The sequence below is a fragment of the Sphingobium sp. FG11 genome (genome assembly GCF_057809915.1).
Map to the genome: position 1 here is coordinate 93,445 of NZ_JBMDKW010000003.1, position 12,841 is coordinate 106,285.

At 64.4% G+C, this 12,841-nt stretch carries 12 protein-coding genes; 9 read left to right on the forward strand and 3 right to left on the reverse strand.

The features are described from left to right. Positions 1-66: 66 nt before the first annotated feature. Together ACODSN_RS03455 and ACODSN_RS03460 are read left to right on the forward strand one after the other, a co-directional pair. Positions 67-1,323 carry a cytochrome P450 gene (locus ACODSN_RS03455; protein WP_489053183.1) on the forward strand — a complete coding sequence of 419 codons (1,257 nt, stop codon included), beginning with the start codon at positions 67-69 and terminating at the stop codon, positions 1,321-1,323. 128 nt (positions 1,324-1,451) lie between these two features. Continuing rightward, the gene (locus ACODSN_RS03460) at positions 1,452-2,924 is read left to right on the forward strand and encodes a phosphotransferase family protein (RefSeq protein WP_489053185.1); all 1,473 of its coding nucleotides are present in this window, start codon (positions 1,452-1,454) and stop codon (positions 2,922-2,924) included. A 9-nt stretch (positions 2,925-2,933) separates the two neighbouring features. On the opposite strand, the gene ACODSN_RS03465 is transcribed toward ACODSN_RS03460, so the two are convergent. Next, complete coding sequence (locus ACODSN_RS03465; RefSeq protein WP_489053186.1) at positions 2,934-3,947, reverse strand: alcohol dehydrogenase catalytic domain-containing protein; 1,014 nt, start codon at positions 3,945-3,947, stop codon at positions 2,934-2,936. Positions 3,948-4,044: 97 nt separating this feature from the next. Between ACODSN_RS03465 and ACODSN_RS03470 the strand changes: the two genes are divergently transcribed. The 7 genes from ACODSN_RS03470 (at position 4,045) to ACODSN_RS03500 (ending at position 10,341) form a co-directional block, all read left to right on the forward strand. Then, a complete protein-coding gene (locus tag ACODSN_RS03470) occupies positions 4,045-5,133 on the forward strand; it encodes a phosphotransferase (protein ID WP_489053188.1) in 1,089 nt (362 codons plus the stop codon). A 16-nt stretch (positions 5,134-5,149) separates the two neighbouring features. Beyond that, positions 5,150-5,290, forward strand: coding sequence for a hypothetical protein (locus ACODSN_RS03475; RefSeq protein WP_489053190.1), 141 nt, complete (start codon positions 5,150-5,152; stop codon positions 5,288-5,290). A gap of 2 nt (positions 5,291-5,292) precedes the next feature. Continuing rightward, positions 5,293-6,075 carry a ThuA domain-containing protein gene (locus tag ACODSN_RS03480; RefSeq protein ID WP_489053191.1) on the forward strand — a complete coding sequence of 261 codons (783 nt, stop codon included), beginning with the start codon at positions 5,293-5,295 and terminating at the stop codon, positions 6,073-6,075. A gap of 275 nt (positions 6,076-6,350) precedes the next feature. Continuing rightward, positions 6,351-7,787: a 3-oxoacyl-[acyl-carrier-protein] synthase III C-terminal domain-containing protein gene (locus ACODSN_RS03485; RefSeq protein WP_489053192.1), complete on the forward strand. Its 1,437-nt coding sequence runs from the start codon at positions 6,351-6,353 to the stop codon at positions 7,785-7,787. Positions 7,788-7,799: 12 nt separating this feature from the next. Then, positions 7,800-8,996 carry an acetyl-CoA acetyltransferase gene (locus ACODSN_RS03490; protein ID WP_489053194.1) on the forward strand — a complete coding sequence of 399 codons (1,197 nt, stop codon included), beginning with the start codon at positions 7,800-7,802 and terminating at the stop codon, positions 8,994-8,996. Then, entirely contained in the window at positions 8,996-9,451 is a 456-nt protein-coding gene (locus ACODSN_RS03495; RefSeq protein ID WP_489053196.1) for a MaoC family dehydratase, read from the forward strand. The genes ACODSN_RS03490 and ACODSN_RS03495 overlap by 1 nt, the downstream gene beginning before the upstream one ends. Further along, entirely contained in the window at positions 9,448-10,341 is an 894-nt protein-coding gene (locus ACODSN_RS03500) for an HpcH/HpaI aldolase/citrate lyase family protein (protein WP_489053197.1), read from the forward strand. The genes ACODSN_RS03495 and ACODSN_RS03500 overlap by 4 nt, the downstream gene beginning before the upstream one ends. Positions 10,342-10,609: 268 nt before the next feature. Here the strand turns inward: ACODSN_RS03500 and ACODSN_RS03505 are convergent, their stop codons facing one another. Next, the gene (locus ACODSN_RS03505; protein WP_489053198.1) at positions 10,610-11,722 is read right to left on the reverse strand and encodes an alkene reductase; all 1,113 of its coding nucleotides are present in this window, start codon (positions 11,720-11,722) and stop codon (positions 10,610-10,612) included. Between the two features lie 190 nt (positions 11,723-11,912). Further along, positions 11,913-12,812, reverse strand: a complete 900-nt coding sequence (locus ACODSN_RS03510) for an SDR family NAD(P)-dependent oxidoreductase (RefSeq protein ID WP_489053199.1) — start codon at positions 12,810-12,812, stop codon at positions 11,913-11,915. Positions 12,813-12,841: the final 29 nt, after the last annotated feature.

The window sequence follows — 12,841 nt, forward strand, 5'->3', positions numbered from 1 at the left end:
GCCGAATGTCGTTATTAGGCATATCGTATGTATGCAGCCTAAATGGCGCGACATGCGGAGAGTGCGATGCGGACCGACGATATAAGCAGTTTCAACCCGTTCGAGCCGGATCATCTGTCCGCGCCGGCGGAAGGCTATGCGCTGATGCGTCAGGAAGCGCCGATCTTTCGCCTCCCCCTGCCAGGCCCGTCGCCCGTGTTCATCGCCACGCGCAAGAAGGACATTGAGGCGATCGCCCGCGATACCGGGACTTTTTCGAGCCACCCGGTGCCGTCGGTATGGCGCTGGGGCGAGTTCGACCCGGAAATCGCGGACATCTTCAAGGAGGCTGGCTACAAGGTCGTACAGACCCTGCAGGCGACCGACCCGCCGGTATCGCTCGCCTATCGCGGCATTGTCGAGCAGGCGCTCAACCGCAAAAAAGTGATCGCAATGGAGCCGGAGATCAGTGCGATCATCGACCGGCTGATGGCGGCGCTGCCCGATGGCGAGCGCGTCAATTTCGTCGATGCCTTTTCCGTGCCGCTGCCGCTGGAGGTGATCTGCCTGATCCTGGGCATGCCTTATGAAGATGCGGCCTTCCTCAAATTCTATTCCGACGAGTTCACCCATCTGGTGGACCCGGTGCATCCCTTGTCCCGCGCGCTGGAGGCGACGAAAACCATCGTCAAAGGCTATAAATATTTCGCGCAGATGATCGAGCGGCTGCAACGCACGCCGGAGGATAATCTGACGAGCGCGATCGCCAATGCGGAGATCGATGGCAGGCCGCTGACGATGGAAGAGCGGCTGTCGATGGTCCATGTCCTTATCATCGCGGGCAATGAGACGACCCGCAACGCGCTGTCGTCCGCCATGTTCGTGCTCGCCACCCGGCCGGACATATGGGCGGTGATTGCGGCGAACCCGGAGCGCATCCCGGACTTTGTCGAGGAGGTGCTGCGCGTCCACGCGCCCGCCGCCACCACGCCGCGCACCGTGATGAAAGATACGCAGATGCATGGCGTCGATCTGCCCAGGGGATCGAGCCTGTTCGTCATGTGGGCGTCCGCCGGGCAGGATGAAGCCACGTTCGAGGCCCCGATGGCGTTCGACATGGATCGCAAGAACAAGCGCGGCCACATCACGTTCGGCATGGGCGTCCATCATTGCGTCGGCAGCTTCCTGGCGCGCGCCGAACTGACCGCTGCGGTCCGTCGCTGGACGCAGGATCTGGAACGGGTCGAACTGGCGGTGCCGGTGGAAGAGATCCGCTATGATCCCGTCTTCGCCTTCCATGCGCTGAGCGACCTGCCGATCCGCGCGTTTCGCAAGGCGCGCTGATGCAAGAGCGGGGAGACGGGCGACGCCGCATGGCCGTGATCCTGATCGACGGGGAAAAATGATGCGACTATCGTCGGCGATCGGCCGCTCGACATCGCTTATGCATAAGAAAATCGGAGAGTAGAATAATGTCCATTTCCGCCCGTCTGCTGCGTTCGCTCAACCGGACGGCGACAATCCTTTACGGCGAAACGCCTACCTATGCCTCCGATGAGGAAGCCATTCAGGCATCGCTCAAAATACTGGAATCGCGGGACGTTTATGCCGACCGGCTGTTTACGGGATGGCGCGACCGGCTTGCGGCCCAGTTGTCGGGGCTGGTCAAACGCCTGGCGCTTGAGGACGTCGCGCCGGACCTGTTCGCGGCGATCGAGACCCTGCGTGCCACCCTGGCGGAGGCTACCGCCGACAGCGAGGCCGCAGAAGCGTTCCAGCAGCGCACGATGCGCGACTGGTCCCTGCTGGTCGAGAAACTCGCCGCCGACCCCCGCATCCCCGCGGCCGAGCGCACGCGGATCGTGTTCGATACGGCCGACGCCGAACTGACCCGGATCGCGGAACTGTGCGGCGGCCTGCTGCCGACGGGCGATGCGGTGGACATCTCCGTCACTGCCCCCCGGCTGGAACGCTATCTGATCGACCGCTTCGCCGACGAGAGCATCCGCGTCACCGCTTTTCGCCCGTTGCCCGGCGGCTATGGCAAGGAAACGACATTGTTCGAGGTCGAGGGGAAGGCGCTCGCCGGCGCATTCGTCATGCGGCGCGATCGCGACGAGCCGACGATGGACAATGACTGTCACCGGGTGAGCGCCGAATTTCCGGTGATCCGCGCCGCTTGGGACAAGGGCTTTCCCGCGCCGGAAGCGGTGTGGGTCGATACCGACCATAAGCTGCTGCCGGGCGGCGATTTCCTCATCATGGCGCGCGCGCCGGGCGAAGCGGGCGGCAATGTCCATGGCGCGTCGGGCGCGGTGGACGGCGCGCTGACCGACCTGCTCGCGGGCAGCGTCGCCCGGTTGCACCAGTTGCCCGCGATGCGCGAACTGGGCGATCTGACCAACGGCATATCGACGCAGCTTTGGGACCTGCCCTTGCGGGAGGTCAGCCGCCGCTACATCGCGTCGATCCGCGACCTGTATCTGGCGGAAATGGTGATGCCTTCGCCCGCCGTGCTGGCGCTTTATGGCTGGCTGCTGGATCATGTGCCCGACGCGCCCGGTCGCCCCGTGCTGCTGCATGGCGACATCGGCTTTCATAATTTCATCATTGACGCAGGACGGCTGAGCGCCGTCGTCGACTGGGAGTTCGCCCATATCGGCGATCCCGCCGACGATGTCGGCTATGTCCGCAACACGGTGGGCGGATCGCTCGACTGGGGCGATTTCATGACGGCCTATCGCGCGGCGGGCGGCCCGGACCTGTCCGAAGAGCGGGTGCGCTTCTTCCAGATATGGGGCCATGTCCGCAACCTGACCGCGAGCCAGCTCACCACCAACAAGTTCGAAACCGGGCGACTGGACGAATTGAAGCTCGGCCATGTCGGCCATTCGATGATGGCGGGTTTTCTAAAGCCGATCCGGGACATGATGGCGGCGCAGTAAGGAACCGGCCTAGCCTGCCCAGGGGTCGACCATGATCTTGGCGGCATGCGACCCCTGGCGCAGCGCCTCGAACGTCTCGGGCAGCGCGGCGAGCGGGATCGTCTCGCCCACCAGCGCGCGGGGTTCGACCGCGCCCGAATCGAGCGTCGCGACGCACTGCATGAAATCGGCGAGGCCATAGGCGACGCTGAATTGCAGGGTGATGTCCTTGTACATCGCGATGGCGGGCATGATCGAATCGGGGCGGATGCAGCCGCCGAGCGTCAGCACCGTGCCGCCATTGCGGACGAGGTTGATCGACTGCTGGATCGCCCCGGCCGATCCCGCCGCCTCGATCACCACGTCGGGCGGGCCGCCCAGCGCCTTGTCCAGTTGCTCGGGGAGATCGTCGCCGACCGTCAGAAAGGCATCCGCGCCCATCGCGGCGGCCAGATCCTGATTGCGCGCCGTCCGCGCGATCATCGCGATCGGCCCGGCGTTCAGCCGCCGCGCCCACCAGGCCGCCGACGCTCCGATCGCCCCCGCGCCCAGTACCGCGACGCGCATTTGCGGCCCCAGACCTTGCAGCCGTCGCACACCGCGCAGCGCCGATGCCAACGGCTCGACCAGTGCGCCGTCCTCGAATGTCAGCGCCTGCGGCAGCCGGATCGCGCGCCGCGCGTCGATCAAAGTATATTCGCCATAGCCGCCCGCCATCGATTCGAGCGCGACGCAATGGAGCGGCATGTCCGCGATGCAGGCGGCGCATTGGCCGCATCCCGCCATGGGCAGCGCCGTCACCCGGTCGCCGACCGCGATCGTCTCGACGCCGGGGCCGACCTCCACCACTTCGCCCGCATATTCATGGCCGAGCGCGGTGCCGCAGGCGACGTCAAAGGCGCTGCCGCTGGTCATGTGCAGGTCCGACCCGCAAATGCCACAGCGGTGCACGCGGATCAGTGCGCGATGGGGGCCGGGGACGGGCACCGGGCGATCCTCGATGACGAGGGGTTGTCCGGCCGCGACGAAAATCGCTGTTCTCATTTTCCAAAGCCCTTTGTTTGCGTATCATATGCTGCCATACAAATAGCGGCTGCGCCAGAGAGGCCGACAAGGCCAGGACGCTCACGAGGAGAGAGACATGCCCGACGCGACGACCGTGCCCCTGCGTTATGCCGATGTCGATTCCGGCTGGGTGACGGCGGCGTTGCATGACCGCTGGCCGGACGTGACCGTGTCGCGGGTCGAGCGCGGCCCGGTGTTCGGTTACAAGCAGAATAAATTTCGTATCACCGTCGACTATGCCGCTGGCGGCGATGGCAAGCCGCGCAGCTTTAGCGTCAAGGGCAATTTTCCGGGCGAAAATGATCCGTCGACCGGCTCCGCTTGGGCGATGGCGAACGAGCTGCGATCGTTCCGCGACGTGGCGCCGCTGGTTGCCGCGCCCGCCGGGCCGCAATGGCACCATATCGACATTACCCAAGACGCATCGGCCATCCTCATGGAAGATCTGACGCCGCTGGGCGCGACCTTCTTCCACGCCTTTCATACGCTGTCGCTGGGGCAGGCGATGGCGTTCGTGGACGCCTTTGCCCGGATGCATGCCAGCGCGTGGAACCATGCGATGTTCGATGAGGGCGGCGCGATGGGGCCGGGGTCGCTGGCGCATGAGAACCGGCGGCTGGTGAACGACGTCTATTTCCCGACCTTTTTCGCGCCCGACCATTGGCAAAGCTATGTCGAACTGCCCCGTGGCCGGGCCATGCCCGCGCGGTTCCAGGATCTGGACAAGGCGCAGGACGCCTGGGGCCGCCTGTGGGCGCTGTTGCCGCAAACGGCGATGACGGTGATCCATGGCGACGAGCATCTGGGCAATCTCTATGTCACGGCGTCCGGCCAGCCGGGCCTGATCGACTGGGTCGCGCGACCCGAGCACTGGCCCGTCGGCATTGCCTATTTCATGCTCTGCGCGCTCGACATCGCCGACCGGCGGACATGGGAGCGGGCGCTGTTGTCGCACTATCTCACCCGGTTGAAGGTCTATGGCGCCGCCGATGTGCCGTCGTTCGAGGACGCCTGGTTCTTCTATCGCTGCGCCGCTTTCTACCCGGTGGTGACCTGGCTCAACAATAGCGGCGTGTGGCAGCCCGAGGCGATCAACACCGCCAATGCCGTGCGCGCGGCGACGGGCGCGCTGGATCATGACAGCTACGGATTGCTGGGCCTGTAGGATGGAAGAGGGCGAGATGAAGGAGGCCGCCATGATCGGGGTCAACGCCAATGCGATCATCGATGAAAGCGACCTCGACATGCCGTCGGCGACGACGATCCTCGACGGCGTGCCGGTGGTGGTGACGGCTTGTGTCCAAGACATGGCGGAGACCTGACGATGGCGGAGAACCGCGTCCTCCATGTGCTGCTGATCGTGGGCGGCGGCTTTCACGATTTCGATCTGGTGCGGCTGGAATTGCTGACGCTGCTGCGCGAAAATCCGCGCATCCGCACGACCTGCACCCATGACTGGCGCGACATCGCCGCGCTCGATCAGGCGGATATGGTCATCGCCTACACGACCGGCATCTTTCCGGATGCGGACGGGCTGGCGGCGTTGCGCCGCTTTCTCGACCGGGGCGGCCGCTGGCTCGCGATCCATGGCGCGGCCGCCTATATCGAGTTCAAGGGGCCACAGGTCGAGATCGGCGGCATAACGCTGCCGGGGCTGACCGACACGCCGGACAGGCAACCTGACTATATGGACCTGCTCGGCTGCCGCTTCGTCTCGCATCTCGCGCCGCAGGAAATCGCCATCGAAAGCGTTTCGGACCATGAGATCGTGCGCGGGCTTCGTCCCTTCGCCGTGGTCGACGAACCCTATATCCTGGAAATCCGGGGCGATTGCGAAGTGCTTTTGTCCTCCCGCTACACCGGCGAAGCGCCCGGCTATGTCGAAGGGCCTTGGCTGGAGGATGTGCCGCGACCGCAGGCGTTGCTGCACCGGCGGGGGCTGGGCGAGACGCTATATCTCGCGCCCGGACATTGTATCGGTCCCTATGATCTGCGACCCTTCATCGACGAACTGCCCGCCCATCCCGGACCCTGGGCCAATCCGGCCTATCGCGAATTGCTGCGCCGCGCGATCCGCTGGGGCACTGGAGCGCCAGCCATTGCCTGAGGCGGACAAGGCCCTGATCCTTCGTCTGAGGCCATCGATTTTCAGGAACAGGCGCGAGCCTGGGCTATGGTCGGGCAGTGTCGATGCACATTTGCGCGCTCACGCCATCCTCCACGGGTGAACGCACGATAAGTATCTTGCATAAGATACTATAGCGCACTAGATCGGGCGTGGAAGCGCCCGGCGCGGCGAGCGGGTCCAGCATGCTTCCGCGCGATCAGGACGGTTAAGTTTCGCGATATTGCTGGTTTTCCAGCCTCCATCAGGTGACGGACATGACGGATCTCGGTATTTCGCGCTTTGGCGCCTATGTTCCCCGGCTGCGACTGGACCGATCGGCCATCGCCGCCGCGCATGAGTGGATGGCGCCTTCGCTTCGCGGTCAGGCAAAGGGAAGCCGCGCCTTCACGAGCTGGGATGAGGACGCGATCACCATGGCGGTGGAAGCGGCGCGCGACGCTCTTGGCGGGCGCGCGGACAAAGTGCGCTCGGTGCGCCTCGCCTCGACCAACCTGCCCTATGCCGATCTTCAGAATGCGGCCATCGTCGCGCGCGCCATCGGTGCGGCGGGGGATGTCGCGACGTCGGATGCCGCCGGATCGCAGCGCGCCGGCACCTCGGCCCTGCTTCAGGCGCTCAAGGGCAATGAGGCCAGCCTCGTGATCGCCTCCGACAACCCATTCGCCAAACCCGTCAGCGCGCAGGAAATGAGCTTTGGCGCGGGCGCAGCGGCGTTCGTCGTGTCCAGCGAGGATATTGTGGCCCGGCTGGTCGGTTCGGCCAGCGTTTCCAATGTGTTTGTCGATCACTTCCGGTCCGCCGATGCAGCCAGCGACTATGTCTGGGAAGAACGCTGGGTCCGTGACGAGGGCTATGCTAAGATCGTGCCCGCCGCCGTGAATGCGGCGCTGGCCGATGCGCAGCTCGCCATCGGCGACATCGCGCATTTCGTCATGCCCTCCTACCTCAAGGGCGCGGCGGATGCGGTGGCCAGGACACTCAAATTCGCAGGGGCGATCGCCAGCGGGCTGGAGGACGGGGTCGGCTATGCGGGCGCTGCCCATGCGCTGTTGATGCTGGCGGCGACGCTGGAAAAGGCGCAGCCGGGCGAGCGCATCCTGCTCATCGGCTTTGGTCAGGGTGCGGACGTGCTCGTCCTGCAGGTGACCGACGCGATCGCCTCGGCCCGACCGGCGCGCGGTGTCGCCGGGTCGATCGCCGACGCCGTGCCGACCAATAATTATCTGCGCATGCTGTCCTTCTACAACAGATTCGACGCCGAATGGGGCATGCGATCGGAAAAGAGCGCCAAGACCGCGCTCACCGAACAATATCGCTCCGCCGCTCAGCTCGAAGGCTTCAATGCCGGCAAGTGCGGGCGGTGCGGCACCGTACAGTTCCCGCAGCTCCAATATTGCGTGAATTGCCAGGCATCGAGCGAGGCGTTCGAGGATCTGCCATTGCGCGACGAGCAGGCGCAGGTGCTGACCTCCACCGCCGACTGGCTGTCCTATTATCCCGCGCCGCCGCTCTGGGTCGGCTTCGTCCGGTTCGATTCGGGTGCGCGCGTGCTGATGGAGATGGTCGATATCGGCAAGGACGGTGTCGATACCGGCGCGAAGCTGCGCATGGTCTACCGCATCAAGGAGAAAGACCGGCAGCGCGGCTATAATCGTTATTTCTGGAAAGCAACGCCGCTTAGCCCGGCTTGAGGAGTCTGTACCATGGCATCGGGCATCAAGGACAAGGTCGCCATCATCGGCATGGGCTGTTCCAAATTCGGGGAGCGGTGGGACGCCGGCTCGCCCGAATTGATGAAGGAATCGTTCGAAGAGGCGCTGGCCGACGCCGGCATCGAGCGCGAACGGATCGAGGCGGCATGGTTTGGCTGCTGGGGCGACAGCATCAATGTCGGCAACTCCTCCATTCCGGCGGCGATGGCGCTGCGCCTTGAGGGCATTCCGGTCAGCCGCGTCGAAAATATGTGCGCGACCGGCACCGAGGCGTTGCGCAGCGCGGTCTATGCCGTCGCGTCGGGCGCGGTCGATATCGCGCTCGCGATCGGTTCGGAAAAGCTCAAGGATACGGGCTTTGGCGGGCTGCCGCCGCCATTCAAGGGCACGTTCAACGATATGTGGATGCCGATGGGCTCCGCGCCTGCCGGCTTCGCGCAGCTAGCGCCCTATTATCGCGCCAAATATGGCACGACCAAAGAGGATCTGAAGCGCGCGATCAGCCATGTGTCGTGGAAGAGCCACCAGAATGGCGTCCACAGCCCCAAGGCGCATTTCCAGAAGGCCGTTTCGATGGAAACGATCATGAATGCGCCGATGATCTCCGATCCGCTGGGCCTGTTCGATTGTTCGGGCGTATCCGACGGGTCTGCCTGCGCCATCGTGGCAACGCCGGAAATCGCCCGCGCGCTGGGCAAGACCGATCTCGTCACCGTCAAGGCGTTGCAGCTATCCACCAGCTCCGGGCGCGAGACGCAGATGAACGATTGGGACGGCAGCTATGTCGCGACCACGCGCAACGCGGCGGCGCGGGCGTATAAGGAAGCGGGCATCACCGATCCCAGGACGCAGGTGAACCTGTCCGAAGTCCATGACTGTTTTTCGATCACCGAACTGGTGACGATGGAGGATCTGGGCTTTTCCGAAGATGGCCGCGCCGTGTTCGACGTGCTTGACGGGCGGTACGACCGCGATGGCGCGATGCCCTGCCAGATCGACGGCGGGCTTAAATGTTTCGGCCATCCCATCGGCGCGTCCGGCCTGCGCATGGCTTATGAAGTCTACAGCCAGTTGCTGGGCCGTGCCGGGGCGCGTCAGCTGTCCAGCCCATCCATTGGTCTGACGCACAATCTTGGCGGCGTACCCTATCAGGGGGTCGCGGCTATCTCTATCCTGGGGCTTGCATAATGGCTGGACTGTGGTTTGACGACCTTGAGGTCGGGCAGGTGTTCAACCACCCGATCCGCCGTACGCTTACGGAAACCGACAATCTGCTGATGTCGACGCTGACGCATAATCCGGCGCAGCTTCATCTCGACGCGGAATATATGAAGGGCACGCCCTTTGGCCGCCCGCTCATGAATTCGGCCTTCACCCTGGGGTTGATGGTCGGCATTTCGGTGGGCGACACGACGCTCGGCACGGCCGTCGCCAATCTGGGGTGGGACGAGGTGCGCTTCCCCAATCCGCTGTTCGCGGGCGACACGATCCATGTCGTGACGGAAGTGATCGAACTGCGTGAATCGAAATCGCGGCCGGAAGCGGGCATCGTCACCTTCCGGCACACGGCCTATAATCAGAAGGATGAGCTTGTGGCGTCGTGCAAGCGCTCGGGTCTTCAGCTCAAAAGGCCGGCAGCATGAGCTTGCCCCTGCGCTCCTTCCTGTTCATTCCGGGCGACAGCGAAAAGAAGCTGGGCAAGGTGGACGGCGTCGATGCCGACGCGTTCATCTTCGACCTGGAGGATGCGGTCGCGCCCGCGCGCAAGCCGGTCGCGCGGCAGATGGTGCCGGCCTTCATCAAGGATCGCCCGCGTAGCGCACGCAAGTCGCAGCTTTGGGTGCGGGTCAATCCGCTCGATACGCCCTGGACGCTGGAGGATCTGGCCGCCATCGTGCCCGCCGCGCCCGATGGCATCATGCTGCCCAAGGTGAACGGACCGCAGGATGTGGCGCAGGTCAGCCACTATCTGGACGCGCTGGAAACCGCATCTGGCATCGAGCCTGGGTCGATCAAGATCCTTCCCGTGGCGACCGAAACCGCCGTCTCGCCCTTTCGCCTGGGCGATTATGCCGGTGCTGGCCTCGATCGCCTCTACGGCCTGACCTGGGGCGCGGAAGATCTGAGCAGCGCGATCGGCGCGAGCGGCAATACCGATGCATCCGGGCAATGGACGCACACCTACAAGATGGTGCGCTCGCTCTGCCTGCTCGGCGCGCATGCCGCCGGCGGTGAAGCGGTCGATACGCTGTTCGTCGACTTCCGCGATCCCGAGGGCCTGCGCGCATCGTGCAAGGCGGCGCGCGCCGAGGGCTTTTCGGGCCGCGTCGCGATCCACCCGGCGCAGGTGGACATCATCAACGAAAGCTTCTCGCCTTCCGATGACGAAGTCGCCTTCGCCCGGCGCGTGGTGGATCTGTTCGCGGCCAACCCGGATTCGGGCACATTGGGCCTCGACGGCAAGATGCTCGACATCCCCCATCTCAAGCAGGCGCAAAAGACGCTCGCCATACACGAGGCGCGCAATGGCTGAAGCCGGTCTGCGAAACGATGGCGGTCGGGGGATATTCTCCGCCGAACATGAACAGTGTCGCGACAGTGTCGCGCGGGTCGCCTGTTACAGGCCGCTGATGGCGCGCCTCTCCGCGCGGAAGTCGTGCATCCCACGCGCGAAGGAAGGCTGGTCGAGGCGCGCGCGTGGCGCTGGACGACCGGGTTTATGCGGGATTTCCGCTAAAGTCTGGTGACTTGGGATCAACTGAACCCGTTCGTGCTAGGGTGAGACCGAGCTTGTCGAAGTCTCATATCCCGCCATAGACGGGATAATCGGTATAGCCCTTATGCTCCCCGACATAGGCATAGTCGAAATCGGGTGCGGCCAGATCCCACCCATTGCGGAATCGCGACACCAGATCGGGATTGGCGATATAGGGGCGACCGAAGGAAATCGCGTCCGCCTTGCCATCCGCGATAGTGGCCGCGCCGCTTTCTGCGTCGAAACTGCCATTCTGGATGATGACGCCGCCGAACACCTCGCGGAGCTTGTCCATCACCGGATAATCGGGCCTTTCCATGAAACCCGACGCGATCGGTTCGATGAGGTGGATATAGGCGAGGCCGTGGTCCTGCGCCAGCCGGCCGACCGCCTGCGTCAGCGCGGCGGGATCGGCATCGCCCATGCCTTTGCGCTCGCTGGTCGGGCTGAGGCGCAGACCGATGCGGGCAGGGTCGATGTGCGCGGTGACCGCCTCGATGATTTCCCGCAGCAGGCGGATGCGATTGTCGATGCCGCCGCCATAACCATCCTGCCGGCGGTTGGTCTTCGATTGCAGGAACTGGTCGATGATATAGCCGTTCGCGCCGTGGATTTCCGCGCCGTCGAAACCGGCGGCCTGCGCATTGGCCGCACCTTTGCCATAGGCGGCGACGACCGCGTCGATATCTCCCTGCGTCATTTCGCGGGGCACGACATAGGGTTTCATCGGCAGGAAGCCGCCGTCATAATCGTCTGGCGGCGGGGCCATGGTTTCGCCTTCCCCGGCGATCGCAGAGGGGCCGATCGGCTGATTCCCGCCCAGATAATCGGGCAGGACCAGCCGGCCCATATGCCATAATTGCGCATAGATGCGCCCGCCCGCGCCATGCACGGCGTCGGTAACGCCCTGCCACCCGCGCACCATCGCGTCCGACCAGATGCCCGGCGCGCGATACCAGCCCATGCCGCCCGGATCGACCGCCATGGCTTCCGATATAATCAGGCCCGCATCGGCACGCTGCGCATAATAGGTCGCCTGCATCGCTGTCGGCACATTGTCGGCCGTCGCCCGCGCGCGGGTCAGCGGCGCCATGACGATGCGGTTCGGCGCATCGAGCGAACCGATGGAGATGGGCTGGAACAGGGCATCGACGGACATGGCGGGCGCTTCCTGCGGGGCTGGAGCAAGATGAAAGGGCTATTGCGTGGCCGTTGGGCGAAGTCGAAATTGCATGTCGGTCATCAAGCGCAATGCGAGATATTTCGGTGCGCAACTTCGACAAGCTCGGCCGCTACTCAGGCACGAACGGCGTTAAAATGATGTAACGCCGTCGCACGTGAACATCTTGTCAGGGGTCGAGCCATTCGCCCGGATTGATACCGGCGTTGCTGCGGGCGAACTTCAGGATTTTTCTGACGCGCTCGCCCAGTTCGGTCGGGTCCTTCGACGCTTCACAGCTTGGGCCATGCTGCCAGCTTTCGGCGACGGTGATGCCATAGCCCCAGACTTCGAACACGCGGCCGCTGACGTCCTTCGCTTCGGGGCTGGCGAGCCAGGCGACGAAGCCCGCGATCCATTCGGGGTCGCGGCGTTCGAGCTGTTCGGGTGTCCATTCGCGCAGGCCCGCGGTCATGCGGGTTTCGGCGCGAGGCGCGATCGCGTTCACGGTCACGCCGATGCGCTGAAGCTCGCGCGCGGCCACCTGGCTGAAGCTGGCGATGCCACCCTTGGCGGCGGCATAATTGGCCTGGCCGATATTGGCGTAGAGCGCCGAATGCGATGTCGTGTTGATGACGCGCGCATCGGGCTGGCGTCCGGCCTTGCTCTCCATGCGCCAGAAGTTCGCGGCATGATGGGTCGGCGCGAATGTGCCCTTCAGGTGGACCTTGATGACCACGTCCCACTCATCCTCGGTCATGTTGACCAGCATGCGGTCGCGCAGGATGCCCGCATTGTTGATGAGGATATCCAGCCCGCCGAACGTATCGATCGCCTGTTGCACCATGTCGCTGGCGCTGTTCCAGTCGGACACATCGCCGCCATTGACGATGGCTTCGCCGCCACCGGACCGGATCTCGTTCACCACTTCCTGCGCAGGCGTCAGGTCGGTGCCGCCACCGGCGGAATCACCGCCCAGATCATTCACGACAACCTTCGCGCCATATTCGGCAAGCTTGAGCGCATAGGTGCGGCCAACGCCGCGCCCGCCGCCGGTGACGATGGCCACCCTGCCTTTCAGTAAACTCATGCATGTCTTCCTTCATTGCGTCTTGGGAA